The sequence below is a fragment of the Streptococcus lishijunsis genome (assembly GCF_047290665.1).
In the GTDB taxonomy this organism is placed as follows: domain Bacteria; phylum Bacillota; class Bacilli; order Lactobacillales; family Streptococcaceae; genus Streptococcus.
Genome location: NZ_JBLBUC010000009.1, coordinates 22,697 through 48,275 on the forward strand (window position 1 = coordinate 22,697; position 25,579 = coordinate 48,275).

25 protein-coding genes and 1 pseudogene are annotated in these 25,579 nt (G+C 40.1%); 21 read left to right on the forward strand and 5 right to left on the reverse strand.

Going from position 1 to position 25,579, the window contains the following annotated elements:
- Positions 1 to 15: 15 nt before the first annotated feature.
- Complete coding sequence (locus tag ACLN19_RS05075; RefSeq protein ID WP_413383960.1) at positions 16 to 294, reverse strand: GIY-YIG nuclease family protein; 279 nt, start codon at positions 292 to 294, stop codon at positions 16 to 18.
- A complete protein-coding gene (locus tag ACLN19_RS05080; protein ID WP_413383962.1) occupies positions 287 to 1,042 on the reverse strand; it encodes a tRNA1(Val) (adenine(37)-N6)-methyltransferase in 756 nt (251 codons plus the stop codon). The genes ACLN19_RS05075 and ACLN19_RS05080 overlap by 8 nt, the downstream gene beginning before the upstream one ends.
- Positions 1,043 to 1,177: 135 nt before the next feature.
- Between ACLN19_RS05080 and ACLN19_RS05085 the strand changes: the two genes are divergently transcribed.
- The 7 genes and pseudogenes from ACLN19_RS05085 (at position 1,178) to ACLN19_RS05115 (ending at position 8,417) form a co-directional block, all read left to right on the forward strand.
- Entirely contained in the window at positions 1,178 to 1,918 is a 741-nt protein-coding gene (locus ACLN19_RS05085; protein ID WP_413383964.1) for a lysophospholipid acyltransferase family protein, read from the forward strand.
- A 65-nt stretch (positions 1,919 to 1,983) separates the two neighbouring features.
- Positions 1,984 to 2,649, forward strand: a complete 666-nt coding sequence (locus ACLN19_RS05090) for a helix-hairpin-helix domain-containing protein (protein ID WP_413383966.1) — start codon at positions 1,984 to 1,986, stop codon at positions 2,647 to 2,649.
- Positions 2,630 to 4,877, forward strand: a pseudogene (locus ACLN19_RS05095) (DNA internalization-related competence protein ComEC/Rec2). Before ACLN19_RS05090 ends, ACLN19_RS05095 begins: the two are co-directional and overlap by 20 nt.
- A 58-nt stretch (positions 4,878 to 4,935) precedes the next feature.
- Positions 4,936 to 5,406: a DUF805 domain-containing protein gene (locus tag ACLN19_RS05100; RefSeq protein WP_413383968.1), complete on the forward strand. Its 471-nt coding sequence runs from the start codon at positions 4,936 to 4,938 to the stop codon at positions 5,404 to 5,406.
- 125 nt (positions 5,407 to 5,531) lie between these two features.
- Complete coding sequence (gene holA, locus ACLN19_RS05105) at positions 5,532 to 6,560, forward strand: DNA polymerase III subunit delta (protein ID WP_413383970.1); 1,029 nt, start codon at positions 5,532 to 5,534, stop codon at positions 6,558 to 6,560.
- A gap of 86 nt (positions 6,561 to 6,646) precedes the next feature.
- Entirely contained in the window at positions 6,647 to 7,255 is a 609-nt protein-coding gene (locus ACLN19_RS05110) for a superoxide dismutase (protein ID WP_413383972.1), read from the forward strand.
- A 103-nt stretch (positions 7,256 to 7,358) separates the two neighbouring features.
- A complete protein-coding gene (locus ACLN19_RS05115; protein ID WP_413383974.1) occupies positions 7,359 to 8,417 on the forward strand; it encodes a serine hydrolase in 1,059 nt (352 codons plus the stop codon).
- A 94-nt stretch (positions 8,418 to 8,511) separates the two neighbouring features.
- On the opposite strand, the gene ACLN19_RS05120 is transcribed toward ACLN19_RS05115, so the two are convergent.
- Positions 8,512 to 9,747 carry a DUF3114 domain-containing protein gene (locus tag ACLN19_RS05120; RefSeq protein WP_413383977.1) on the reverse strand — a complete coding sequence of 412 codons (1,236 nt, stop codon included), beginning with the start codon at positions 9,745 to 9,747 and terminating at the stop codon, positions 8,512 to 8,514.
- Between the two features lie 77 nt (positions 9,748 to 9,824).
- Complete coding sequence (gene queA, locus ACLN19_RS05125) at positions 9,825 to 10,853, reverse strand: tRNA preQ1(34) S-adenosylmethionine ribosyltransferase-isomerase QueA (RefSeq protein ID WP_413383979.1); 1,029 nt, start codon at positions 10,851 to 10,853, stop codon at positions 9,825 to 9,827.
- Between the two features lie 146 nt (positions 10,854 to 10,999).
- On the opposite strand from queA, the gene ACLN19_RS05130 reads away from it, so the two are divergent.
- The 11 genes from ACLN19_RS05130 (at position 11,000) to ACLN19_RS05180 (ending at position 22,478) form a co-directional block, all read left to right on the forward strand.
- On the forward strand, positions 11,000 to 11,707 hold the full coding sequence (locus ACLN19_RS05130; protein WP_413383981.1) for a glucosamine-6-phosphate deaminase: 708 nt from the start codon (positions 11,000 to 11,002) through the stop codon (positions 11,705 to 11,707).
- Positions 11,707 to 12,426 (forward strand): pseudouridine synthase, encoded by a 720-nt coding sequence (locus ACLN19_RS05135; protein WP_413383983.1) that lies wholly within the window; start codon positions 11,707 to 11,709, stop codon positions 12,424 to 12,426. The genes ACLN19_RS05130 and ACLN19_RS05135 overlap by 1 nt, the downstream gene beginning before the upstream one ends.
- Positions 12,427 to 12,582: 156 nt before the next feature.
- Complete coding sequence (locus ACLN19_RS05140) at positions 12,583 to 13,191, forward strand: TetR/AcrR family transcriptional regulator (protein ID WP_413383985.1); 609 nt, start codon at positions 12,583 to 12,585, stop codon at positions 13,189 to 13,191.
- A gap of 85 nt (positions 13,192 to 13,276) precedes the next feature.
- Positions 13,277 to 13,804 (forward strand): hypothetical protein, encoded by a 528-nt coding sequence (locus tag ACLN19_RS05145; protein WP_413383987.1) that lies wholly within the window; start codon positions 13,277 to 13,279, stop codon positions 13,802 to 13,804.
- 65 nt (positions 13,805 to 13,869) lie between these two features.
- The gene (locus ACLN19_RS05150; RefSeq protein WP_413383989.1) at positions 13,870 to 14,247 is read left to right on the forward strand and encodes a DUF1149 family protein; all 378 of its coding nucleotides are present in this window, start codon (positions 13,870 to 13,872) and stop codon (positions 14,245 to 14,247) included.
- 3 nt (positions 14,248 to 14,250) lie between these two features.
- Positions 14,251 to 15,102 carry a DegV family protein gene (locus ACLN19_RS05155; RefSeq protein WP_413383991.1) on the forward strand — a complete coding sequence of 284 codons (852 nt, stop codon included), beginning with the start codon at positions 14,251 to 14,253 and terminating at the stop codon, positions 15,100 to 15,102.
- 13 nt (positions 15,103 to 15,115) lie between these two features.
- Positions 15,116 to 15,883 carry a 4-hydroxy-tetrahydrodipicolinate reductase gene (gene dapB, locus ACLN19_RS05160; protein WP_413383993.1) on the forward strand — a complete coding sequence of 256 codons (768 nt, stop codon included), beginning with the start codon at positions 15,116 to 15,118 and terminating at the stop codon, positions 15,881 to 15,883.
- Entirely contained in the window at positions 15,880 to 17,085 is a 1,206-nt protein-coding gene (locus ACLN19_RS05165; protein ID WP_413383995.1) for a CCA tRNA nucleotidyltransferase, read from the forward strand. Before dapB ends, ACLN19_RS05165 begins: the two co-directional genes overlap by 4 nt.
- Positions 17,078 to 18,949 (forward strand): ABC-F family ATP-binding cassette domain-containing protein, encoded by a 1,872-nt coding sequence (locus ACLN19_RS05170; RefSeq protein ID WP_413383997.1) that lies wholly within the window; start codon positions 17,078 to 17,080, stop codon positions 18,947 to 18,949. Before ACLN19_RS05165 ends, ACLN19_RS05170 begins: the two co-directional genes overlap by 8 nt.
- A gap of 13 nt (positions 18,950 to 18,962) precedes the next feature.
- The gene (locus ACLN19_RS05175; protein WP_413383999.1) at positions 18,963 to 20,696 is read left to right on the forward strand and encodes an ABC transporter ATP-binding protein; all 1,734 of its coding nucleotides are present in this window, start codon (positions 18,963 to 18,965) and stop codon (positions 20,694 to 20,696) included.
- A 9-nt stretch (positions 20,697 to 20,705) separates the two neighbouring features.
- Positions 20,706 to 22,478: an ABC transporter ATP-binding protein gene (locus tag ACLN19_RS05180; RefSeq protein WP_413384001.1), complete on the forward strand. Its 1,773-nt coding sequence runs from the start codon at positions 20,706 to 20,708 to the stop codon at positions 22,476 to 22,478.
- A gap of 94 nt (positions 22,479 to 22,572) precedes the next feature.
- On the opposite strand, the gene ACLN19_RS05185 is transcribed toward ACLN19_RS05180, so the two are convergent.
- Positions 22,573 to 22,857 (reverse strand): DUF3270 family protein, encoded by a 285-nt coding sequence (locus ACLN19_RS05185; protein WP_413384003.1) that lies wholly within the window; start codon positions 22,855 to 22,857, stop codon positions 22,573 to 22,575.
- Positions 22,858 to 23,034: 177 nt separating this feature from the next.
- On the opposite strand from ACLN19_RS05185, the gene ACLN19_RS05190 reads away from it, so the two are divergent.
- The 3 genes from ACLN19_RS05190 (at position 23,035) to ACLN19_RS05200 (ending at position 25,555) form a co-directional block, all read left to right on the forward strand.
- Positions 23,035 to 23,961, forward strand: coding sequence for a peptidase U32 family protein (locus tag ACLN19_RS05190; RefSeq protein ID WP_413384005.1), 927 nt, complete (start codon positions 23,035 to 23,037; stop codon positions 23,959 to 23,961).
- A gap of 89 nt (positions 23,962 to 24,050) precedes the next feature.
- A complete protein-coding gene (locus ACLN19_RS05195; RefSeq protein ID WP_413384007.1) occupies positions 24,051 to 25,337 on the forward strand; it encodes a peptidase U32 family protein in 1,287 nt (428 codons plus the stop codon).
- 23 nt (positions 25,338 to 25,360) lie between these two features.
- Positions 25,361 to 25,555 (forward strand): hypothetical protein, encoded by a 195-nt coding sequence (locus ACLN19_RS05200; protein WP_413384009.1) that lies wholly within the window; start codon positions 25,361 to 25,363, stop codon positions 25,553 to 25,555.
- The last annotated feature ends 24 nt before the right edge of the window (positions 25,556 to 25,579 follow it).

Genomic DNA, 25,579 nt, shown 5'->3' on the forward strand with positions numbered 1-25,579 from the left:
ATAAAATACACTTGATTAGTGATCAAGTGTATTTTGGTGTGCTTTGATATAAGCGAGTTTTTGAGCTCGGCTTTGCTGCTTAAAGTGGTATTCTGCTTTCATGGCTGCTTGTTTACTTGAGAAAGGCTCATAGTAAAGGAGACTGACAGGTAGTCTAGCTTTGGTGTATTTGGCGCCTTTTCCTTGATTATGAGTAGCTAAGCGCTTCTTAAGGTCAGTTGTGTAGCCAGTGTAGAGTGTCCCATCACTACAAGTCAGCACATACATATAAGCTTTGTCTGTTTTTTTAGGCATCTTTATCTCCAAAATAAATGGCAAAAAGCTCATCAGTATAGTCACCATTATCGTTATGCACAATGAGTGGCGGTAAAATAGTTAGGCCATCCAAAGAGCCATCCTTGATAGCTTCTATTAGAAGCATGTTGGCTGGCTTACCTAGTTTGGGATACACGAATTGGATACGTTTGGGTGCTAATTTATAGCGTCTCAATGTATCTAAAATATCTAAGAAACGCTCAGGTCGATGCACTAAAGCTAGTCTGCCTTTACTCTTTAGGGCTTGCTGACTAACTGCACAAATGGTATCGAGATTGGTTGTGATTTCATGTCTTGCTAGGAGATAATAAGGACTGATATTTTTCTTAGATGTCTCACTGCTTTTAAAGTAAGGGGGATTACACAGGATAAGGTCCACGCTGGAGCGCTTGACATGATTGAGAAGATGTTTGAGGTCGTCATTGACCACTTGCATTTGCTTACTGAGGTGATTTAGCGAAATAGAGCGCCTTGCCATATCAGCTAATCGTTCCTGTAATTCTACCGCAAGGATATTGGCTTTTGTCTGATGGCTAGCAAACAAACCTACGGCACCATTACCACTACAAAGGTCAACGATAAGACCTTTTGAGGGGAGCTTTGGAAACCGTGACAGTAGTACGCTATCAATGGAATACGAAAAAACAGCCTTATTTTGAATAATCTTAACATCAGTTGAAAAGACCTGGTCAATACGCTCTCCGTCTTGTAAAATTGGATTTGTCATAGTTTTATTATAGCAAAATTTAGCGCCTGTGTAAGATAAAGATAGTGTCTGGGATAAGAAATGTGATTTTTAGTTGTAAATTACGTTAAGAATGGTAAAATAGTAAGGACGACGTAAACCAGTAAGGAGAAAGATGTGTTTTATACTTATTTACGAACCTTGGTAGCTTTTTTATTGTGGATTGCTAATGGTAATAATCACTATCATCACCAAGATAAGATTCCTAATCAAGAGGAGAATTACATTTTGGTGTCGCCTCATAGGACTTGGTGGGATCCGATTTACATGGCATTTGCCACGCGCCCTAAAAAATTTATCTTTATGGCTAAAAAAGAATTGTTTAAAAATCGTATGATTTCTTGGTGGATCCGTATGTGCGGCGCTTTTCCTATTGACCGTGAAAACCCAAGCCAAGATGCCATCAAGTATCCGATTAAAATGTTGAAAAAAAGTCAGCGTTCGTTGATTATGTTTCCTAGCGGTAGCCGTCATTCGACAGATGTCAAGGGTGGTGTCGCAGTTATTGCTAAGATGGCAAAGGTTAAGATTATGCCTGTCGTCTATGCAGGACCAAGAACCTTCAAAGGACTGTTAAAAGGTGAGCGTGTGGATTTGAATTTTGGAAATCCCATTGATATCTCAGACATCAAACGCTTAAATGATGAAGGTATTGAGGAAGTAGCCCGTCGCATACAGGCCGAATTTGACAGAGCCGATGCTGAAAATGCTGTTTACAATAAAGGAAAAAAACGTAGCGCTCTGACCTATCTTTACCGCATTCCTCTGGGGTTGGTAGCTATCGTGCTAGTGATTTTGACTTTTATCTTTAGCTTTGTAGCTAGCTTTGTCTGGAATCCTGAAAAACACTTACGTTAAAAACTTGTTGTCAAACAAGTTTTTTTAGTTGCCTTTTTGCGAATAGATAAGTAGGAGGACGTGTCATGTTTGATATGATTATTGAAAAGCTAAAAGCGCAAAAACTATTAGCCATCATCTGTACAGGTTTGGTAATGGTTTTGGTCTGTTTATTTGCCCTTATTATTAAGCCAAAGTCATCTGCTCAACTAGAGCCCTTATCTGTTATGAGTGTTAGTTCCACTAGTAGTTCATCATCAAAAGAGGCGACCAAAGGCTTGTCACAAACAAGCTCTCAATCAACGAGCATTGTCGTTGATGTCAAAGGAGCTGTGCAAAAAGAAGGTGTTTATACGCTATCTAGTGATAGTCGTGTGTCAGATGCTATTCAAAAAGCAGGAGGCTTGAGCGCAGATGCCAATAAAAAATCCATCAACTTGGCTCAAAAATTAACAGATGAGGCGCTTATCTACGTCGCTAAAGAAGGAGAAGACATGGCTGGTCTTCCTCAGCAAATGACAACAGCTAATGCTTCATCAGCGTCTAGCCAAGAATCTGACAAAATCAACCTTAATACAGCAAGACTATCTGATTTGCAAACGATATCAGGTATCGGCAGCAAACGAGCTCAAGATATTATTGACTATCGTGAGACACAAGGCGGTTTTGCCTCTATTGATGATTTAAAGAATGTCTCAGGTATTGGAGACAAGACATTAGAGAGATTACGCCATGCGGTCACAGTGGATTGATAACTGTCCCTTAAAGCCTATTTATCTGGTCTTTTTGCTTTTACAAGCTTACTACTTAGTGATAAGTCCACATCTATTATTGGGCATTTTTCTGATTTGTTCTCTAGGCTTTGTTTGCTATCGTTATGGCTTTACTTCTTTTTGGGAAATAGCGGTGCTTTTGTCTTTGTTTGGACTTGGGTTATCACTCTACCACCATCATCAAAAAGACGCTTATCGTAAGGAAGGCACGCAGATAAGCCAACTTCACTTGCTGCCAGATACGATTAGTATCAATGGTGATTTAATGTCTTTTAGGGCAAGTCAAGAAGGAAAGACCTATCAGGCCTTTTACCAGTTAAAGAGTATTGAGGAAAAACAGTACTTTGAACAAGTGACAAAACCTCTTGAGTTGACTGTCAAGGCAGACCTTCAAGAAGCGAGTCCAAAGCGTAATTTTTCAGGCTTTGACTACCGAGAGTATCTCTACTATCAAGGGATTCATCGTGTCGCTCAGATAGATAGTATTATCTCGCAAAAGGCTATTAAGCATTACAATCCTTTTTTGCTATTAAGAGAATGGCGACGCGTAGCTATTGTGAGGTCTCAAGCCTTTCCAGATCCTATGAGGCACTATATGACAGGGCTTTTATTTGGTTATTTGGATAAGTCTTTTGAGGAGATGAGTGATATTTATACGAATCTAGGTATTATTCATTTATTTGCCTTGTCAGGCGCTCAAGTAGGTTTTTTTATTTATGGTTTTCGATATGTGTGTCTTAGGTGTGGGTTAACCAGGGAGGCGACACGACTATGGCAGATTCCTTTTTCCTTTCTTTATGGAGGGCTAACAGGTTTTGGTGTTTCTGTTAGCCGTAGTCTGATTCAGTCGTTATTGAGTCAGTATGGTGTTAAGCGATTGGATAATTTCGCTTTGACCTTCATTATTATGCTAATAGCAATGCCCTATTTTTTAATGACTAGTAGTGGGTTATTGAGTTTTTCTTTTGCCTTTTTACTGGCTTTGATAGATGTAGGAGATAGGTCACGTTTTAAAGCTGGGGTTGTGACGACGCTGTGGGTTAGTCTGGGCATTTTGCCGATTTTGATGCTTTTATTTGCTAGTTTTCAGCCCTTGTCATTGATACTGACTGCCATGCTATCCTTTTTGTTTGATAGTCTGATGTTACCGCTACTGAGTCTTAGTTTTATCGTGTCTCCTTTTATTCGTCTGTCTTTCTTTAATCCCCTTTTTCGTTTATTAGAATCGAGCCTTACGACTATCTCACATCTAGTAGAGAGACCATTTATTCTAGGTAGCCCTCATATAGCTGTGGCGATAGCCATGCTTGTCTTGATCGGTTTTTTATATGATTATCATAAGCATCAAAAACAAGCTCTTTGCTTAGCTATTTTATTGGTCAGTCTTTTTAGCGTGACTAAGCATCCCTTGACCAATGAGGTGACGATAGTAGATGTAGGTCAGGGAGATAGTATAGTGATTCGAGATAGCTGGGGAAAGACTATTGTGATTGATGTCGGTGGAAAGGTTACTTTTGCTAAAAAAGAGACTTGGCAAGAGAGGCATTCAGATAGCAATGCTGAGAGGACTTTATTACCTTATCTACGTAGTAGGGGGATAGCACGTATTGACCAGTTAGTATTAACTCATACCGATACTGACCATATGGGGGATATGGAAGTGGTTGCAAAACAGATAGCTATCGGAGAAGTTCTTGTCTCGTCTGGTAGTCTGACTAATGCTGATTTTGTTAATCGCCTGAATCAGATGAAGGTAGCTGTTAAGACCATTCAAGCAGGAGATAGTCTAGAGATCATGGGCAGTCAATTACAAGTACTCTATCCTATGGATATAGGTGATGGCAAGAATAATGATTCCATAGTCTTATATGGGCAACTGCTAGGACTTCGCTTTTTATTAACAGGTGATTTAGAAAAAGAAGGGGAGGAGCGCTTGATAGCGAGCTATCCTGATTTGGCAGTGGATGTACTAAAGGCAGGGCATCATGGTTCTAAAGGCTCGTCTAGTTTGGCCTTTTTACAACATATCAATCCACGCTTGACCGTGATTTCAGCAGGGCTTAATAATCGTTACCAACATCCTCATCAGGAGACCCTAGAGCGCCTAGAGGAGGTCAATAGTAGTTGTCCTACGGACTGATCAGAGTGGTGCTATTCGCTTTATAGGACTCAATAGCTGGCGTATAGAGACAGTGAGAGCTGATTAGACTTTTTCCTTCCTTTATTTTCTCATAGTGTTATAATGAAAGATAAGGAGGGATGCATATGTTATCCTATTATCGAGCCTTTTGGGCAAATTACGCGAATTTTAAAGGGCGTAGTAGTCGCAAGCAATTTTGGTTTATCGTTTTGCTAAATAGTCTTATCAGTCTATCGTTTGTGGTGATGTTAGCTATTTTGTTAGGTGGTCTTCCTGTTGTTCTTGATTATTTACAAGGTCAGGGCATCTTTTTATCTCTGAATGCTTTTGAGCTGACGTGGGTGCGGTTGGTGCCGATTATTTTGGTTGTTTTTGCTCTTTTTATGATTTGGTTGTTGTTGTGTTACATACCAACTCTAGCTCTCCAAGTGCGTCGGTTGCGTGATGCGGGTTTTAACGCTAGCTTTATCTTATTCGTTTTAGGAGATTTTGCTCTTATCATTCCTTATGTCGGTTTCGTGATTTGCCTAGGGTGTCGTATTACCTTACTGATCTTTTATTGTTTACCAACCAAGCCTAAGATCACAAGCTTATAATAGTATTTTATGCTGACAAGCGCGTTTTTCTCGCTTGTTTTTTTGGTTTTGATAGCACTGATATTGGGGTTATTATGACATAGTATAGAAGGGGACTATTTGATTAGTTATGATATAATAAAACTATGATTGCAATAGAAGATGTGCGTCAGTTGACGTTAGAGACATTAGGGACGCTTACCGTATTGACAGGAGATGACCTAGGACAATATGCTCAGCTAAGAGAGAGTTTACTTGAGGTGATTGGCTTTGATAAGGCTAGTCTTAGTTTTTCTTACTTTGACTTAGCTGAAGATGATTATCAGAAAGCGCAGCTAGATTTAGAGAGTTTGCCTTTTTTGTCTGATTATAAGGTGGTTATTTTAGACAATGTGTTAGATATTACGACTACCAAAAAACATCATTTAGACGAAAGCTCTCTCAAGCAGTTTGAAGCTTATCTGGAAGCGCCTGTCTCAAGTACCAAGTTGATTGTCTTAGCGCCAGGGAAATTGGATAGCAAACGACGCTTAGTGAAGTTGTTAAAACGCGATGGTAAGGTCATTGAAGCCAAAAAACCTAAAGAAGCAGAGCTAAAGACTTATTTTCAGCAGTATGCTCATCAGCACGGTTTAGTGTTTGAGAAGGGAGCGTTTGAGGAATTGTTGCATCGCTCAGGATTTGATTATGCTAGCCTACACAAAAATATGGCTTTTCTAATAGCCTATCAAACAGAAGGTCAGATTAGCCTTGAGGACATTGCAGAAGCGATCCCTAAAACCTTACAAGACAATATTTTTGAGTTGACCAAGTTAGTGCTAAATAAGCGTGTGGCGGAGAGTTTAGCGTTAGTAGCTGATTTGCGCTTGCAAGGTGAGGATGAGATTAAGTTAATTGCCATTATGATAGGTCAATTTCGTCTTTTTATGCAGGTGTCTATCTTATCGAGTCGAGGACAGTCAGAGTATCAGATAAAAGAGAGTTTGTCTGATTATCTAGGACGTAGCGTCAATCCTTATCAGATTCGCTATGCTATTCGTGACTCGAGAGGTTTATCGTATGCATTTTTAGCTAAATCCTTGATATTGTTGATTGAGACAGACGCTGCTATTAAAAAAGGCTTATATGATAAATCCTATCTATTTGAGCTGGCTTTGTTAAAATTGATGGCTTAATGATAACGCCTTGCAATCAAATTACTTGTAAGCTAGGCTAGATTTTTTTACAATGGAAGTATTAAAAAAGAAATGAGGTCTTTGTCATGGCAATTACATTACCAGATTTACCCTATGCATATGATGCGCTAGAGCCCTATATTGATGCAGAAACGATGACACTTCACCACGATAAACATCATGCGACTTATATTGCAAATGCGAATGCAGCACTTGAAAAGCATCCTGAGCTTGGTGATGATGTTAAGACGTTACTAGCAAATGTTGAGGCAATTCCAGAAGACATCCGCCAAGCGCTAATCAATAATGGTGGTGGTCATTTAAATCATGCCTTCTTCTGGGAGATTATGTCTCCTGAAAAGACTACGATTTCTTGTGATTTAGAAGCTGATATTGAAGCGACATTTGGTTCTTTTGATGCTTTTAAAGAAGCCTTTACAGCAGCTGCGACTAGCCGTTTTGGATCGGGTTGGGCTTGGCTTGTTGTCAATGCAGATGGCAAACTTGAAGTAACCTCAACGGCTAATCAAGATACGCCTATCTCTGAGGGCAAGACACCTATTTTAGGACTGGATGTTTGGGAGCACGCCTACTATCTCAACTACCGTAATGTCCGCCCAAATTATATTAAGGCTTTCTTTGAAGTTATTAACTGGGATAAGGTAGATGAACTCTACAAGGCTGCTAAAGCCTAATGACTGAAAAAGACTATGCTAGCCATAGTCTTTTTGTTATCATTTTGTAAAAAAATATTAAAAGACTTGCAATTTATCTTAAAAGTTTTACAATAGAAGTGATATGAAAAAAGCAAGACATAACAGAGAGCAAAAAGTAGATGCTATTTTTGCAAGTATTATTTTAGGTGTTTTGAGCCTTATGATTGTGTGTGTATTTGCCATGATGGTTGAGCAAGCCACTAAATCAAAAGATAGCGACAATAAGCCATTAGCTCAAACAAAACAATCTAAGACGCAACGAATCGTGCCTAAAAGCCAAGCTGATAAGGAAGCTGTGATGGCACAAGACTTGGTCGAGATGGATAGTTTAGGGCTTTATTATGATTACGCTAATTTATCCTTAGAAGAGACGGTCAAGGCTTATATGAGTGAGTTTGGTTTGGCTGAGGATAGTGTGGCTTTGTCTTATAAAGATTTGACAACAGGACAGACAGCAGCACTAAATGATACACAGCCTATGACGGCAGGATCAACTTATAAATTACCCTTAAATATGCTAGTCATGGACAAGGTGGCAAAAGGGGACTTGTCTTTGACAGAGCGCTATGATATCACTCAGACGACCTACGAGTACATAGAGGAGCACAATAGCTATGTGGCAGCTTTTAATGGTGCGATGACTATCCCAGAAATGCAAGAATATTCGCTTGTCTATTCGGAAAATACGCCTGCTTATGCCTTGGCTGAGCGCTTAGGGGGGATTAAGAAGGCTTATCAGCAGTTTGGGCGTTATGGTAAGTCTAAAGGAGCCCTAAAAACCATTAGCCAGGAAGGTAATAAAACGACTACGGATTATTATATCCAGGTCTTAGAGTATTTGTATCAGCATAGCGATAAATATGCCGATTTATTGTATTATCTGGAGATTGCTTTTCCTAATCAATACTATCGAGGTTTGCTTGGCAATAGCTTAACCATCGCCCAAAAACCAGGCTATGTGCGTGAAGCGCTGAATGTAGGCGCGATTGTGTACGAGGAAAAGCCTTATATTGTAGCCCTTTATACTAAAGGTTTGGGAGGGTCTGATGAGACGAGTACCGAGATAAATCCTTATGGCTACTATCAACTCACCCAGCTATGCTATGTCATCAATGAATGGCATCGTGTTAATATGAACTAAAAGGATGCTTAGCATTCTTTTTTTGATGCCTCTAAAACCTTAGCTTCGAGATGGTTTACAAGAAAAGCCCTTGAGAATCAAGGGCAAGGTATGTTTAGTGATGTGAGTCGTTTTGGGAGAGGGTGAGGTAGTTTTGAAGTAGGCGTTTAAAGGCTTTTCGAGCAGCATTTGAGCGTTGTTTTGCTGATTTATGATGACGGCTATAAATAGGATTATACTTGTCTTTATATTCATCTATCGAGGCTTCACGAAAGGTCAGATTGTTTTGGGTCAATGAGTGATTGACAAAGTCAGGTTCGTGATAGGTGATGGGAGTGATGTCAAGCTGGATATGGCGCGTGTCATTTTGACTAGCATAATTAAAGGTAGCGCTATTGATGATACCATTTGTAGAGTGGTCCTTAGTATCTAAGGCCAACAGAAAATCACCACTTGATGAGAGGATAAATTCGCTATGAAAGGTAATCACCACTTTGAAATTACTATTTTTGGTGTTGTCAGGATAGATAGACTTTAGTTGCCCTTTGGTATTGATGCGGCTAGCAATTTTATTATGGTAGCGAGCAGGCTCTGTCAGTGAGTATTGACTGCTATCTAGTTGGGCTAGATACTTGGCAAGGGCATCGGCATCACTGTCGGTCTGTTGTTTATAGTGTTTTCGGATCCAGTTGGCTTGTTGACAAGCAATGACGTAGCGAAATTGATGGAGGCGCCGATTGAGTGTGTTTGTCTTAGAAAGAGAGTCATTAGGATAAGCGATTTGGACTAGCTGAGCGACATCTTGCCATAAGCTGTCACTGGGAGACAAACTGTCATCAAAATGTGTCAATAAGGATTTGGTCTCACTAGTGTTATCGCTGAGTTCATCAGGCATATGAGCGCTATCTAATAAGAGTTGTAGCAGTTGTTTAGCATGCTCTAGCTGATAGAGTGGCTCTTGGGTTTGTAGAGTGGCTAATTGTGTCTTAAAGAGACGTCTAAAGGTTTGGCTAGCGATGATTTGACTGTTTTCTAGCTGTTCATCAAGGTCTTTTAGAGTAAGTGAGTCTTGTGGGAGATAGCGCAGATAAGCTGATTGGATAGTTTGATTGGTCCATCCTGCTTTTTGCAGTGATTTGATGTGTTTTAGGAGGATCCGACGTATCCGTAATTTTTCTTGAAAAGACATGGCATGATAAGCTTTATTGTGCTCGATAACATATTGAAAGCTACTTTGCTGATGGTGATAAGTCTTTTCAAAATGATAGTTTTGCTTTTCATGGTCATAGATACTCATAGCCAAAAAGATGAGAAGACCAAGCGCTAGCAATCGTTTTAAAACGGGCATCATTCTCTTCTTTCTAATCCTATAGAGGCTGGACAAAAAGCCCAGATTCCTTGTTAAAAAGTGGTGTTGGTTATCCTATCTTATTTAACGAACATGGCATCTCCAAAGCTAAAGAAGCGATACCCTTCTTTGACGGCATGCTCATAAGCATCTAAGACAAACTCACGTCCAGCAAAAGCAGCGACTAGCATGACAAGTGTGGATTTTGGCAGATGAAAGTTGGTTGAAAAAGCATCAACAACTTTAAATTGGTAGCCTGGTTTGATAAAGATATTGGTCCAGCCAGAGTCAGCTTGCAATTTACCGCCAAATTTAGAACCGATGGTCTCAAGTGTACGAATAGACGTTGTCCCTACGGCAACAATGCGTTTGTTTTGGGATTTGACTTGGTTGAGTGTTTCTGCAGCTTCTGCAGATAAATGGTAAAATTCAGAGTGCATTTCATGCTCTTCGACATTATCCACTGAGACAGGTCGAAAGGTTCCAAGTCCGACATGCAGGGTTAGATAGACTAGCTTGACTCCTTTTTTTTGGATCTTATCAAGTAGCTCTTGTGTAAAATGAAGTCCAGCTGTCGGTGCCGCTGCAGAGCCGTTTTCCTTGGCATAAACGGTCTGGTAGCGCTCTTGATCCTCTAATTTTTCATGGATATAAGGAGGAAGGGGCATTTCACCGAGACTTTCAAGGATTTCAAGAAAAATCCCTTCGTAGCTAAAGCGCACAATGCGACCACCATGCTCTAACTCTTTAGTGACAGTAGCTTTAAGTCGCCCATCACCAAATATAATTTGGCTACCAACTTTTAGGCGCTTAGCGGGTTTGGCGAGCACCTCCCAGTCATCGTTTTTTGTATTTTTAAGGAGTAGTAATTCTACGTGCCCATGAGTATCTGCTTTTTCGCCGTAAAGTCTGGCTGGTAGGACACGAGTATTATTCATGACAAGGGCATCTCCAGCTTCTAGCTCATCTATGATATGGTCAAAATGACTATCGACCATACGGTGTGTCTTATGGTCAATCACAAGAAGTTTAGAACTATCACGCTGTTCTAGGGGGGTTTGGGCAATAAGCTGTTCAGGTAAGTCAAAATTAAAATCAGTTGTATTCACGATAGTCTCCTTGTAAGCATTGATTTGATTTCTTTATTATATCATAAATCTGAGTTGAGGTTTTAGTCTGATTTTTACTTGACAAATATTGGTCTATACCATATAATAAAGGTAATCAATCGGTATAGACCAAAGAGGAGGCTATTATGAATATCATCACTGTCAAAAACACTCAAGAAGGTGGTCAAAAAGCATTTGAACTTTTAAAAGAAAGCATGGAAAAAGGAAGTCAGACTTTAGGGCTAGCCACAGGTAGCACACCTCTGACTTTTTATCAAGAAGTTGTTGCAAGTGATCTCGACTTTTCTGAGATGACTAGTATCAATCTAGATGAGTATGTTGGTTTGGCTAGTTCTCATCCGCAAAGCTACGCTTATTTTATGAAAGAGCACTTGTTTAATCAAAAACCGTTTAAAGCATCTTATTTGCCAAATGGTTTGGCAGAAGATTTAGAAGCTGAGGCAGCTCGTTATGATCAGATTATCAGTGAGCATCCCATTGATTTTCAAATTTTAGGTATTGGACGCAATGGCCATATTGGCTTTAATGAGCCAGGAACGCCTTTTGATGAGACGACACATGTGGTTGACTTAACCCCTAGCACTATCGAAGCTAATAGTCGCTTTTTCAGTACAGAAGAGGAAGTTCCAAAGCAGGCTATTTCTATGGGGATTGCCTCTATTGTAGCAGCTAAGCAAGTCGTTTTGATGGCTTATGGTAAAGACAAGGCAAAAGCCATCTATGGTCTTGTCAAAGGTGAAGTGACACCAGATCTGCCTGCTAGCGTCCTTCAACATCATCCTAATCTGACTCTCATTTTAGATGAAGAAGCAGCAGCTTTACTTGCCGACTAATGAGACTCGATAAATTATTGGAGCATCAGCAGTATGGCTCCAGAAAGACTATAAAGCGCTTAATTCAAGCTCAAAAGGTCACTGTTGATGGCGAGATTGTGAATAATTCTAGCCGTATCGTTGACAGTGGTTTACAGGATATCCGAGTAGAGGGGAGAAAACTACCATCTTGTGGTCATACTTATCTGATGCTCTATAAGCCAAAAGGAGTTGTCAGTGCTGTGTCTGACAAAGAGCATCAGACGGTTCTTGATTTATTATCAGATAAAGATCGAAAAGAAGGGCTTTACCCAATCGGACGACTAGATAGGGATACCGAAGGTTTATTGCTGTTAACCAATAATGGTCCTTTGGGGTTTCGTATGCTTCATCCTAAACATCATGTCACAAAGACTTATTATGTAGAAGTTAATGGCTATTTAGGAGAAGATGCCATCACCTTTTTTGAAGGAGGTATTATCTTTCATGATGGCACGCAGTGTCAGGCGGCTAAGCTAGAGTTGATCGAAGCATCAGAAACGTTTAGCTCAGCTTATGTGACCATTAGTGAGGGGAAATTTCATCAGGTTAAGAAAATGTTTTTGGCCTACGGTGTTAAGGTGATTGGTTTAAAACGTTTACGTTTTGGGGCTTTTCACTTGGATGATAGTCTAAAAGCAGGCGAGTATCGTCATTTTTTAGACAATGAACGCCAACTTGTCAAGCAGTATCTCGATTGAGCGAGAAGTGTTTGATAAGTGGTGTTTTTTTCTTATTTCTGAAAGTTTTTGAAAGAAATTTAAAAAATATGGACTTAAAGCATTGATTTTTCAGAAAAATGTGTTAGAATGGCATATGTTTTAGGTCTCATTTTATTAAGATAAGGAGCGCAAGTGATGACGACTGTACGAAAATTACGAACAAGACTACAGATCTACCACGCAGCAGGAAAACTACTTCATGAAACGCCCTATGACAAACTAAGAGCGACACAGATTGCAGAAGAAGCCTTGATTAGTCGTTCTGGTTTTTACCTTTACTTTTCAGATAAAGATGCCATGGTAAGTTCTTACTTTGACTTTTTGGCAAAGCAAGTCAAATCGATTTGTGATGCTCATAGAGAAAGCGCGGAAGATTTAAATCAAGCTTTGATTGAAATCATTACTTTTTTACAAGATGAAGAGTTGTTTGCAGGTTTACTAGGACGCAACTCAACCCCTCATATTCGTGAGCGTGCTAGAGAAGGTATCGAACAATTTGCCATGAGTGAGGTGGTTAGCTATTTTGAAATGTTAGGCTTTGACTTTGAAAAGCTGATTTTAAATAAGGCTGATCTAGAGTATTATCGAGACTCAGCAGTTAGCAGTATTATTGCGATTTTCATGCGTTGGTTTGCTCGCCGAAAAGCAGAGCGACCAGAGCGTATCGCCCGTATTATTCGTGAGGATTTGGTGACTTTTATGACCATATCAACACCTCATATCAAACATCAAGAAGTTAGATGAGATTAAGAGAGTCCTTAGTCTCTTTTTTGCGCAAGTAAGCATCATAATCGTAGGTTTACTTTTATTTTTTGGTATAATAGGTGACATGACTATATTTAATGATTTATACCATGATTATCCAGAAATGCCCTATATCTCTAAAGACCGTGATTTAGAAGAAATTCGTCTGAGTCCTAAAGTGCCTAAGCGTAATATGCAAAGGACACAAGAAGGGTTATTACCAGGGCATATTATTTTGTTGTGGCGGATTAACTTTGGAACCTTTACCACAGAGACTCCTTTTTCCAAATATTTTGAGTATAGCTACGGCATTGAGGCTCAAAAAGAGCTAGATCATCTGATTACTGAAGGTTATGTAGTGATTGACTCAGCACAAGACTCACTAGCGCACCTGCCAGCTAGTCGCTTGAAAGTCTTTTTGAAAGAAAGAGGTCTTAAGGGGCTTTCAAAAATGAAGCGAAGTGATGTTGATAAGGCTATCAAGCAGAGCTTTTCTGAAGAGGAGCTAGGCAGACTTTTTAGCATTAGAGGGCTCTCACTAACTATAAAGGGTCAAAAAGCACTTACCAATCATCCAGAAATCATAGCCAAGCATCCACAAAAGAAATTCTAGCTTTTATCCTTAGTTAAATTGTGCTATAATAGGCATAACTATGTTAATGGTCAGGAGAAGATTTTATGGAAATGACACGTGAACAAGAATTTGTCAATCAATACCATTATGATGCTAGAAATTTAGAGTGGGAAAAAGAAAATGGGGAGCCAAAAACCAATTTTGAGGTGACCTTTCAGCTAGCTAAGCAAGACGAAGTAGCTGTATCAACCAGTGTTGTTGCAGTGCTTCAGTTTATGGTGGTTCGTGATAGCTTTGTGATTAGCGGAGCTGTCTCTCAAATGGTCCATATAAAAAATCGTATCATTCAAGCACCAAAAGATTTTAGTCAGGAAGAGGTCGAAGATTTAGCGGCACCTCTTTTGGATATGGTGCAACGCCTTACGTATGAAGTTACAGAAATTGCCCTTGATCGTCCGGGCTTGAATTTGGAGTTTAAATAGGTAATGAAATTAGCGTTAATAACAGATAGTACAGCTGTCTTACCTCAAGAGGTTAAGGCACGCTCTGATGTCTATGTCTTAGATATCCCCATCACTATTGATGGGGAGTCTTATGTAGAGGGGAAAACGATCAGCTTAAGTGAATTTTACACAAAGATGGCTGCCTCTAAAGAACTACCAAAGACTAGCCAACCAAGCCTAGCTGATTTAGAAGAGTGTTTAGAAAAGCTTGAAGCAGAAGGTTTTACTCATGCCATTGGACTGTTCTTGTCATCAGGGATTTCAGGTTTTTGGCAAAATATTCAATTTCTTATTGAGGAACATCCTAAGATGACTCTGGCTTTTCCAGATAGCCGCATCACCTCTTATCCTTTAGGTCGTATGGTGGAAAATTGCCTGCGCTTAGCCAGTGAAGGGGTGAGCTTTGAAGCTATTTTAGAAAAATTAGATGAACAGATTAAAAAGACCCAAGCTTATATTATGGTAGATGATTTAAATCATCTGGTTAAAGGAGGGCGCCTGTCTAATAGCGCTGCGATTATTGGCAATTTATTGAGTGTAAAGCCTATCCTTTATTTCAATGAAGACGGTAAAATCGTGGTCTATGAAAAGGTTAGAACAGAAAAAAAAGTCATGAAACGCTTGCTGGCTATCTTACAAGAAACCACGTCACCTGACCAAGATTTATATGATATTTTCATCATCAATGCCAATGCAACAGAAAAGGCAGAGCGCCTTTATGAGATGATGCGTGAGGCAGGGTACCAAGATGTGGATATGGTGACTTTTGGTGGCGTGATTGCGACTCACCTAGGAGAAGGATCAGTAGCTTTTGGAGTGACACCAAAGATTTAAAAAGGATAATGTGATGAGTATAAAAGTCATTATTGCAGGATTTAAGGGAAAAATGGGCTCGACTGCTTTTAAGATGATACAAAATGACCATCAGCTAGAGGCTGTAGCTCTTTTAGATCCTTTTGCAAAAGAAAGTGAGATAGACGGCGTTCCTGTCTTTAATGACAAGGAAGCTTTGATTGGTCTTGAGGCAGATGTTTGGGTTGATTTTACGACTCCTGAGGTAGCTTATAGCCATACACACTTTGCGATTGAGCAGGGCTTTTCACCAGTAGTAGGGACCACAGGCTTTAGTGATGATAATATCAAAGAGTTGATAACCTTGTCTGAGACACGCAAAGTAGGGGGCTTGATTGCTCCTAATTTTGCCATTGGCGCGATTTTATTGATGGAGTTTGCGGCTAAGGCGTCTCGTTATTTCCCAGATTTAGAGATTATCGAGTTGCACCATGATAAGAAAAAAGATGCCCCTAGTGGGACTGCACTAAAAACAGCAGAAGTAATCTCAGCAGTGCGTTCATCTAAAGAGCAAGGTGCTTCTGATGAAGAAGAAATTCTAGCTGGCTCAAGAGGTGCAGCTTTTGATGGTTTTCGGATTCATAGTGTCCGCCTGCCTGGACTTGTAGCTCACCAAGAAGTTATCTTTGGCGGTGAGGGTGAGGGCTTGACCTTGCGTCATGACTCTTATGATCGCTCCTCTTTTATGAAGGGCGTTAATCTAGCTATCAAAAAAGTCATCACCCTAGATAGATTAGCATATGGTTTGGAACAGTTATTATGAAATTAACCCATTTGCCTTCTGAGTTTCAGAAGGCTTTGCCCATATTGGAGAAAATACGTTCAGCTGGTTTTGAAGCGTATTTTGTAGGAGGAAGTGTCCGTGATGTCTTACTTGATCGCCCCATTCACGATGTCGATATAGCAACAAGTGCTTATCCTGAGGAAATCAAGCGTATTTTCAAACGCACGGTAGATGTTGGTATAGAGCATGGTACGGTCTTGGTGCTGGATGATTCGTGTGAGTATGAGATTACGACCTTTAGGACAGAAGATGTCTATGTGGATTATCGTCGTCCTAGTCATGTGACCTTTGTTCGCTCCTTAAATGAAGATTTAAAGCGTAGAGATTTTACGGTTAATGCTTTTGCGCTGAGTCCTGATGGAGATATCATTGACCACTTCAAAGGTCTTGATGATCTTGATGAGCATTTACTGAGAGCTGTTGGTCAGGCAAACGAGCGCTTTAATGAGGATGCTCTTAGGATTTTGCGAGGGTTGCGCTTTTGCGCTAGTCTAGATTTTACTATCGAGCCAACGACTTTTGAGGCCATGTGTGAGTACGCTCATCTCTTATCTAAGATATCGGTAGAGCGCTCTTTTATTGAACTGGACAAGCTTTTATTAGCACCTTATTGGAAAAAAGGTTTGAGCGCTTTACTAGATTGTAAGGCTTATGAGTATTTGCCTTTTTTACAAGGTCAGCTACCTTTATTAGAGCGTATGTGTCATGTCGTAAGAGAAGCTAGCTTTAAGCAGTCAGAGGAAGCTTGGGCTTGTCTCTTGTATTTTCTTGACTGTGATAAGCCTAAATCTTTTTTGAAGGCTTGGAAGACATCTAGCCAGTTTCAACGAGATGTGACAGCTATTTTAGAGATCTATCAAAAGCGCTTAGAAGGTGAGGTCGATAAACCTCTTGTCTATCATTATGGCAAAGAGTTGACCTTGTTAGCTGAGCATTTGCGTTTTATAACAGGTTTAGATGTTGATTTAGAGCGTATTGAGTCAGTTTATAAGGATTTAGCCATTTATGATAAGCATGAGATTGTCGTCAATGGTGCTGATTTGATGGAGGAGCTAGGTCTAAGACCAGGTCCAGATTTGGGCAAAGTGTTAGCCTTGATTGAGCAGGCTATTGTGACAGGAGTGTTAGCCAATGAAAAAGAAGCCATTATGGGTTTTGTAAGGAGTCAAATCAATGAGTGATTTTTTAGTGGATTCACTGAGTAAGTCTGTCGGTGATAAGACAGTGTTTAAAGATATTTCCTTTATTATCCATGATTTAGATAGGATTGGGATTATTGGTGTCAACGGTACAGGCAAGACAACCCTTCTTGATGTGATTGCAGGTAAATTAGGCTTTGATGGAGATGTATCTCCTTTTTCTTGTCCGAATGATTATAAGATAGCTTATCTGACACAAGAGCCTGACTTTGAGGAGCACAAGACGGTGCTTGAGGCTGTGTTGAGTTCGGATTTACGTGAGATGCAGTTGATTAAGGCGTATGAAGAGTTGTTGTTGTCTTATGATGAGTCTAAGCAAGATCAACTAGAGCGTGTCATGGCTGAGATGGATAGTTTAGATGCTTGGGCGATTGAAAGTGAGGTCAAGACCGTTTTGACTAAGCTTGGCATCACACAGCTAGATCAGGAGTTAGCCGCCTTGTCTGGTGGTTTGAGACGTCGCGTCCAGCTAGCGCAAGTCCTTCTCAATGATGTCGATTTACTGCTTCTTGATGAGCCTACGAACCACCTAGATATTGAGACGATTGCTTGGCTGACACATTATTTGACTAATAGTAAAAAGACGGTGCTTTTTATCACCCATGATCGCTATTTTTTGGATAATGTTGCCAGTCGTATTTTTGAGTTGGACAATGCCCAACTTCGTGAATATCAAGGGAATTATCAAGATTACGTTCGTCTAAGAGCAGAGCAAGATGAAAGAGATGCGGCTAGTCTGCACAAGAAAAAACAACTCTACAAGCAAGAGTTAGCTTGGATGAGAAGACAACCTCAAGCCAGAGCGACCAAGCAGCAAGCTCGTATCAATCGTTTTCATGATTTAAAGGATAATCTAGCATCAAAGAGTGATAATACAACGCTTAATATGTCCTTTGAGACCAGTCGTATTGGTAAAAAGGTTATTTCGTTTGAAGATGTGGATTTTGCTTATGGAGATAAACCTATCCTATCTGATTTTAATCTTTTGATTCAAAATAAAGACCGTATCGGTATTGTCGGTGATAATGGCGTCGGCAAGTCAACTTTACTGAATCTTATTGCTGGTCATGAAAAGGCAAGCAAGGGAGAGATTTCGATTGGCGAGACGGTTCGCATAGGATATTTTTCACAGCAAATCAAAGATATGGATATGTCTAAGCGTGTCATCACTTATCTACAAGAAGTTGCTGATGAAGTCAAAACACAGGTTGGTACAACAAGTGTGACAGAGCTGTTGGAGCAATTTTTATTTCCGCGCTCCAGTCATGGGACCTTGATTTCTAAGTTGTCAGGTGGTGAGAAAAAGCGTCTTTATCTTTTAAAAATTCTCATCGAAAAGCCCAATGTGCTCTTACTAGATGAGCCGACTAATGATTTAGACATTGCCACATTGACAGTGTTGGAGCAGTTTTTACAGGATTTTTCTGGCCCAGTCATTACGGTTAGTCATGACCGTTATTTTTTGGATAAGGTAGCTAGTAAGATATTAGCTTTTGAAAATGGCAGGATTGAGAGCTTTTATGGTAATTACACAGATTATTTGGATGAAAAAGCCTTTAAGGAAAATCCGCCTCTTAAAGCTCAAACGGCCAAGGAAAAGCCTCAAGCTAAAAGTACCAAAGCCTCTCAAAAGAGGATGTCTTACCTAGAGAAAAAAGAGTGGGCGACTATTGAGGAGCGGATTATGGAAATAGAGGATGCTATTAAAGCTATTGAAGCAGGAATGGCGACTTGTGGAAGTGATTTTACACGCTTGTCTGACTTGCAAAAAGAAGTCGATAGCTACAATGCTCAGCTTGATGAAGCTTATGAGCGTTATGAGTATTTAAGTCAATTGGAAAGTTAAGAAAGGAGAGCATATGGGTTATATTTGGTCTTATATCAAACATTATCCCAAGTGGTTAGTTTTAAATGTTGTAGGAGCCTTATTTTTTGTTTTGGTTCACTTAGGGATGCCAACAGCCTTGGCTAAAATGATTGACCAAGGTATTACAAAAGGAGATACTCAAGCGATTTATTATTGGGCGGGTGTCATGGCTATTATTTTAGTCCTAGGTGTGATTGGACGTATTACGCTTAGTTATGCTTCTAGTCAATTGACATCGACCATGATTCGTGACATGAGAAATGATATGTATCGTAAATTACAAGAATATTCTCATCACGAGTACGAGCAAATCGGTGTTCCTTCTCTTGTGACGCGGATGACTAGTGACGCTTTTGTCCTAATGCAATTTACCGAGCAGGTCTTGCGTATGGGAGTAGTGACGCCCTTGATGATTATCTTTAGTGTCTTGATGATTTTAGTGACTAGCCCGTCATTAGCTTGGATTGTGGCAGTAGCTGTCCCACTTCTTGCTTGGGTAGTTGGCTATGTAGCTATCAAGACCAAGCCCTTGTCTGAAAAGCAGCAAACCTTACTGGATAAGATCAACCAGTATGTGCGTGAAAATCTAACAGGGTTACGTGTGATTCGCGCTTTTGCGCGTGAAGAGTTCCAAGAAGAACGCTTTGATAAAGCCAATGTCAGCTATACAGGTGTTTCCAATCGTTTGTTTAAATTAACAGGATTGACAGAGCCACTCTTTGTGCAAATTATTGTAGCTATGATTATTGCGATCGTCTGGTTTGCCTTAGCTCCTCTTGAGCGTAGTCAATTGCAAATCGGGGATTTGGTAGCCTTTATTGAATATAGTTTTCATGCGCTATTTTCCTTTTTATTGTTTTCCAATCTGTTTACTATGTATCCACGTATGGCAGTCTCAAGTAGCCGTATCAAAGAAGTGATGGACATGCCTATCTCAATCAATCCCAATGAAGATGGGGTTGTTGAGACAGAAAAACATGGCTATCTTGAGTTTGATAATGTCACATTTGCTTATCCAGGTGAGACGGAAAACCCTGTTTTACACAATATCAGCTTTAAGGCCTCTCCAGGGGAGACCATCGCCTTTATCGGCTCAACAGGATCTGGAAAATCATCCTTGGTCAACCTAATCCCACGTTTTTATGATGTGACTTTAGGTAAAATCAAGGTTGATGGTGTGGATGTTCGTGACTATAATCTCAAGGCACTTCGAGACAAGATTGGTTTTATTCCACAAAAAGCACTTTTGTTTACAGGGACTATTGGAGACAACCTCAAATACGGAAAAGAAGATGCGACCATTGATGAATTGCGTCAGGCTGCGGACATTGCACAAGCTAAGGAATTTATCGAAAGCCGTGAGGATGCCTTTGATACACACCTAGCAGAAGGTGGAAGCAACCTCTCAGGTGGGCAAAAACAACGTTTGTCTATTGCACGTGCTGTTGTTAAAAAGCCAGATATCTATATCTTTGATGATTCTTTCTCAGCGCTAGACTATAAGACAGATGCTATTTTACGCCGTCGTCTTAAAGAGGTCACTGGTGATAGTACAGTGCTTATCGTTGCGCAACGTGTCGGTACTATTATGGGTGCGGATCAGATTATCGTCTTAGATGAAGGTGAAATTGTCGGACGTGGTACACATGAAGAATTGATGGCGTCCAACAGCATTTATCGTGAAATTGCTAATTCCCAACTAAATCAATCTAGTATCAATGAGTAGGAGGAGACTATGAAAGAAAAACATGTATTTTTTCGCTTGTGGGACTACCTCAAGCAGTATAAAGGGGAGCTTATTTTAGCGATTTTCCTAAAAGTGTTGAGTGTTGTCGCTAGCGTTTTAGAGCCTTTTGTTTTGGGGCTAGCGATTACAGAGCTTACCAATAATCTTGTCGATATGGCAAAAGGAGTGGCGGGTGCTCACATCAATATGCCTGTTATAGGGATGATTTTGATTGTTTATTTTGCACGTGGTCTGGTCTATGAGATAGGCTCTTATGGGTCTAACTACTTTATGACTAATGTCGTTCAAAATAGTGTTCGTGACTTGCGTCGTGACCTCAGTCATAAAATTAACAGCATTCCTATTTCTTATTTTGATAAACACCAGTTTGGTGATATGTTAGGGCGTTTTACTAGCGATGTCGAGACAGTCTCTAATGCCCTTCAGCAAAGTTTTTTGAAAATGGTTGAGGCTATTTTAAGTATTGTACTGGTACTCTTTATGGTCTTTTATCTCAATGCGCAGCTAGCTTTAATTTTGGTGATCTGTGTGCCTGTGACGTATCTAGCATCTCAGTACATTCTCAAAAAATCACAGCCTTATTTCAAACGCCAAGCCAATCTAGTCGGTGATTTAAATGGCTTTGTTCAGGAAAAATTGACAGGTTTTAATGTCATTAAACTCTACGGACGTGAAGAAAATTCGACACAAGATTTTCAAGCCATTACAGAAGAGCTTCGACATGTCGGCTTTAAAGCCAGCTTTATCTCAGGGATGATGATGCCTGTGTTAAATGCTATCAGTGATTTTGCTTATTTGATTGTCTCTTTCTTTGGAGCCCTTCAAGTCTTAGCTGGTAGATTAACGATTGGTAATATGCAGGCTTTTGTTCAGTATGTCTGGCAAATCAGCCAGCCTGTCCAAACCATTACCCAGCTGGCTAGTGTTATCCAGAGTGCTAAATCATCGCTTGATCGTATCTTTGAAGTCTTAGATGAAGAGGCTGAAGTTGATACTGTGACAACACATCTAGAAGAAAATCTTAGTGGCCGTGTGAGCTTTAATCATGTGGATTTTGCTTATGTTGAGGATAAGCCACTTATTCGTGATTTTAATCTTGAGGTAAAACCAGGAGAGATGGTAGCTATTGTGGGACCTACTGGTGCTGGAAAAACCACTCTTATCAACCTTTTGATGCGATTTTATGATGTGACTAATGGCTCTATCAGCGTTGATGGGCATGACATTAGACAATTATCTAGACAAGAATACCGCAAGCAGTTCGGGATGGTCTTGCAAGATGCTTGGCTTTATGAGGATACTATCAAGGAAAACCTACGCTTTGGTAATCTTGAAGCGACGGACAATGAAATCGTTGAAGCTGCTCTAGCGGCTAATGTTGACCACTTTATTAGGACGCTACCTGGTGGCTACAATATGGAAATGAACCAAGAGTCAAGCAATATTTCTCTAGGGCAAAAACAACTTTTGACCATTGCTAGAGCTTTGTTAGCAGACCCTAAAATTCTTATCTTGGATGAGGCAACGTCTTCTGTTGATACGCGTTTAGAATTGTTGATTCAAAAAGCCATGAAAAAATTGATGGAAGGACGCACCAGCTTTGTCATTGCGCACCGTCTATCAACGATTCAAGAAGCAGACAAGATCCTCGTCTTAAAAGATGGACAGATTATCGAGCAAGGCAATCATCAAAGTCTCTTAGCGGATAAAGGGTTTTATTACGATTTATATAATAGCCAGTTTGCTGATCAAGAAGCATAATGTTACAAAAAAGATTGAAGGAACACTTCAATCTTTTTCTTTTTTTGAGAGATTAAAAAAACACCTCAGACTTAAAAACTTGTCTAAGATGTTGTTAATGTCGCGCTTTAATAAGAGCAATGATACCAAGACGTAAGCCAAAACTAGCCACAAGGGCAAGAGTAAATGCCCAAAATGGTGTCAGACTAAAAGTTAGGAGTAAAAAAGCTATAAAAACAGTACTGATAGCAAAGCCAGATAGCTGAGCAAAAAAAATCAAGTCTTTATACTTATTTAAATTGGTATCAATAGCGTGAAAGGCTTTTGATTTTGGGTTAGCATGTAGCTGTGTGACCTGTTGGTCCTCTAGCTCTTGTTCATGCTTTATAGGTACTGGCATAGCTCTCTCCTTTAAAGTTTCCTAATTATTCTACCATAAAGAGTAGTGTTTGTCACTGTTTTTGGCAATTATTTTTAAAAAGTACTTAAAATCAGTCTCAAGACTGAGAGAAAAAGTCTCTAGGATTTTAAGGAGATGATAGGCATTTGTTGTGTTTTATGATAAAATAAGTCTGTTATGGAAAAAATTATTATTACTGCAACTGCGGAATCTATTGCACAAGTCAAGGAACTTCTTGCTGTGGGTGTTGACCGTATTTATGTTGGTGAGGAAAATTATGGCTTACGCCTCCCACATAATTTTACCTATGACGAGCTAGCTGAGATTGCTAAGCTGGTTCATGAAGCAGGAAAAGAGTTGACCGTCGCTTGCAACGCCTTAATGCATCAGGATATGATGGATAATATCAAGCCGTTTTTGGAGCTGATGAAGTCTATCCATGTTGATTATTTGGTGGTTGGTGATGCTGGCGTCTTTTATGTCAATAAGCGTGATGGGTATGATTTTAAGCTGATTTATGATACATCAGTTTTTGTGACATCAAGCCGTCAGGTTAATTTTTGGGGTCAACACGGAGCAGTCGAGACTGTCTTGGCGCGTGAAATTCCGTCTGAAGAACTATTTGAAATGGCTGAAAATCTCGAGTTTCCAGCTGAAGTATTGGTATATGGCGCTTCGGTCATTCATCATTCTAAACGTCCTTTATTGCAAAATTATTATAATTTCACGCATATTGATGATGAAAAAACACGTGAGCGTGGTTTGTTTTTAGCTGAACCAAGCGATGAAACTACCCATTATTCCATCTATGAGGATAAGCATGGGACACACATTTTCATCAATAACGATGTTAATATGATGACTAAACTCAACGAGTTGGTAGCTCATGGCTACACGCATTGGAAATTGGATGGGATTTATTGCCCTGGGCATAACTTTGTTGATATTGCCAAGCAATTTGTAAAAGCCGCTCGTCTAATCGAGCAAGGGACATTTAGTCAAGAAGAAGCCTTTTTGCTAGATGAGACTGTTCGTAGTCTCCATCCAAAAGGGCGCGGTTTGGATACAGGATTTTATGATTTTGATCCTGAAACAGTCAAGTAAGCTAGTATGAGAGAGTTTCTAATTTCAGGGCATACTGGCTAAGGACATCACTTACTATACATTGACAATCTTGAAAATTGGAGAATATTATGGTAAAAACACTAAAACGCCCAGAGGTTTTAGCACCTGCTGGAACATTGGAAAAATTAAAAGTCGCCATTGATTATGGGGCAGACGCTGTATTTGTCGGTGGACAAGCCTACGGATTACGTAGTCGCGCAGGAAACTTTAGTATGGATGAGATGCGTGAGGGGATTGCTTACGCTCATGCACGTGGGGCTAAGGTTTATGTCGCTGCCAATATGGTAACGCACGAGGGTAATGAACGCGGTGCAGGCGCTTGGTTTCGTGAATTGCGTGATATGGGATTGGACGCAGTTATCGTCTCTGACCCAGCTCTTATCGTGATTTGTGCGACAGAGGCGCCAGGGCTTGAGATTCATCTCTCAACACAAGCCTCATCAACCAATTATGAAACCTTTGAGTTTTGGAAAGAGCTAGGCTTGACTCGAGTTGTTTTAGCTCGTGAGGTGACTATGTCTGAGTTAGCTGCTATTCGAAAACGGACAGATGTCGAGATTGAGGCCTTTGTGCATGGCGCTATGTGTATCTCTTATTCAGGGCGATGTGTATTGTCTAATCATATGAGTCATCGTGATGCCAATCGTGGTGGTTGCTCTCAGTCATGCCGCTGGAAATATAACCTCTATGACATGCCTTTTGGGGATGAACGACGCTCGCTAAAAGGGGAAATCCCAGAAGAGTTCTCCATGTCAGCCGTTGACATGTGTATGATTGAGCATATTCCTGATATGATTGAAAATGGTGTTGATAGTCTCAAGATTGAAGGACGTATGAAGTCTATCCATTATGTTTCTACGGTTACTAACTGCTATAAAGCAGCGGTGGATGCGTATATGGAAAGCCCTGAAGCGTTTGAAGCCATCAAAGATGATCTGATTGATGAATTGTGGAAAGTTGCACAGCGTGAACTGGCCACAGGCTTTTATTACCACACACCAAGTGAAGAAGAGCAGTTGTTTGGAGCACGTCGCAAAATTCCACAGTACAAATTTGTCGGTGAGGTTGTCTCCTTTAATCCAGACAACATGACAGCTACCATTCGCCAGCGTAATGTCATTATGGAAGGGGATGCTGTCGAGTTTTACGGACCAGGCTTTCGTCACTTTGAGTGCCATATCACTGATCTACATGATGCCCAAGGGCAAAAGATTGAGCGTGCTGCCAATCCTATGGAGTTGTTAACCATTACAGTACCACAAAGCGTTCAAGCAGGTGATATGATTCGAGCCTGTAAGGAAGGTTTGGTCAATCTTTATCATAAAGACGGTACCAGCCAGACAATGAGAGCTTAGTTGCTTCTCCCAAAGGAAAGATTATGACTTTATTTTATCTATTTTTAGCAATTTTAGCTATTTTTACGCTCATCAAAATACTGCTGTTGGTATTTTATATGAAGTCCATTAAGCCAAAGACAGATGAGCATGGCAATCTGGTGACGCCAAGACCTAAAAAAGACTTATCTGATGAAGATAAAAGAGATCAAGAAGAAGATTATGACAGCGATTGGTGAGTCATCAAAAAAAGGAACCCTAGG

What these genes read in the sequence shown, in the direction of transcription:
- ACLN19_RS05075 (WP_413383960.1), bottom strand. Translation starts at nt 294, where the DNA reads ATGCCTAAAAAAACAGACAAAGCTTATATGTATGTGCTGACTTGTAGT.
- dapB (WP_413383993.1), top strand. Translation starts at nt 15,116, where the DNA reads ATGAGTATAAAAGTCATTATTGCAGGATTTAAGGGAAAAATGGGCTCG.
- ACLN19_RS05190 (WP_413384005.1), top strand. Translation starts at nt 23,035, where the DNA reads ATGGAAAAAATTATTATTACTGCAACTGCGGAATCTATTGCACAAGTC.
- ACLN19_RS05110 (WP_413383972.1), top strand. Translation starts at nt 6,647, where the DNA reads ATGGCAATTACATTACCAGATTTACCCTATGCATATGATGCGCTAGAG.
- ACLN19_RS05200 (WP_413384009.1), top strand. Translation starts at nt 25,361, where the DNA reads ATGACTTTATTTTATCTATTTTTAGCAATTTTAGCTATTTTTACGCTC.
- ACLN19_RS05080 (WP_413383962.1), bottom strand. Translation starts at nt 1,042, where the DNA reads ATGACAAATCCAATTTTACAAGACGGAGAGCGTATTGACCAGGTCTTT.
- ACLN19_RS05135 (WP_413383983.1), top strand. Translation starts at nt 11,707, where the DNA reads ATGAGACTCGATAAATTATTGGAGCATCAGCAGTATGGCTCCAGAAAG.
- ACLN19_RS05090 (WP_413383966.1), top strand. Translation starts at nt 1,984, where the DNA reads ATGTTTGATATGATTATTGAAAAGCTAAAAGCGCAAAAACTATTAGCC.
- ACLN19_RS05120 (WP_413383977.1), bottom strand. Translation starts at nt 9,747, where the DNA reads ATGATGCCCGTTTTAAAACGATTGCTAGCGCTTGGTCTTCTCATCTTT.
- ACLN19_RS05145 (WP_413383987.1), top strand. Translation starts at nt 13,277, where the DNA reads ATGACTATATTTAATGATTTATACCATGATTATCCAGAAATGCCCTAT.
- ACLN19_RS05195 (WP_413384007.1), top strand. Translation starts at nt 24,051, where the DNA reads ATGGTAAAAACACTAAAACGCCCAGAGGTTTTAGCACCTGCTGGAACA.
- ACLN19_RS05175 (WP_413383999.1), top strand. Translation starts at nt 18,963, where the DNA reads ATGGGTTATATTTGGTCTTATATCAAACATTATCCCAAGTGGTTAGTT.
- holA (WP_413383970.1), top strand. Translation starts at nt 5,532, where the DNA reads ATGATTGCAATAGAAGATGTGCGTCAGTTGACGTTAGAGACATTAGGG.
- ACLN19_RS05150 (WP_413383989.1), top strand. Translation starts at nt 13,870, where the DNA reads ATGGAAATGACACGTGAACAAGAATTTGTCAATCAATACCATTATGAT.
- ACLN19_RS05140 (WP_413383985.1), top strand. Translation starts at nt 12,583, where the DNA reads ATGACGACTGTACGAAAATTACGAACAAGACTACAGATCTACCACGCA.
- ACLN19_RS05165 (WP_413383995.1), top strand. Translation starts at nt 15,880, where the DNA reads ATGAAATTAACCCATTTGCCTTCTGAGTTTCAGAAGGCTTTGCCCATA.
- ACLN19_RS05170 (WP_413383997.1), top strand. Translation starts at nt 17,078, where the DNA reads ATGAGTGATTTTTTAGTGGATTCACTGAGTAAGTCTGTCGGTGATAAG.
- ACLN19_RS05155 (WP_413383991.1), top strand. Translation starts at nt 14,251, where the DNA reads ATGAAATTAGCGTTAATAACAGATAGTACAGCTGTCTTACCTCAAGAG.
- ACLN19_RS05130 (WP_413383981.1), top strand. Translation starts at nt 11,000, where the DNA reads ATGAATATCATCACTGTCAAAAACACTCAAGAAGGTGGTCAAAAAGCA.
- ACLN19_RS05180 (WP_413384001.1), top strand. Translation starts at nt 20,706, where the DNA reads ATGAAAGAAAAACATGTATTTTTTCGCTTGTGGGACTACCTCAAGCAG.
- ACLN19_RS05185 (WP_413384003.1), bottom strand. Translation starts at nt 22,857, where the DNA reads ATGCCAGTACCTATAAAGCATGAACAAGAGCTAGAGGACCAACAGGTC.
- ACLN19_RS05100 (WP_413383968.1), top strand. Translation starts at nt 4,936, where the DNA reads ATGTTATCCTATTATCGAGCCTTTTGGGCAAATTACGCGAATTTTAAA.
- ACLN19_RS05115 (WP_413383974.1), top strand. Translation starts at nt 7,359, where the DNA reads ATGAAAAAAGCAAGACATAACAGAGAGCAAAAAGTAGATGCTATTTTT.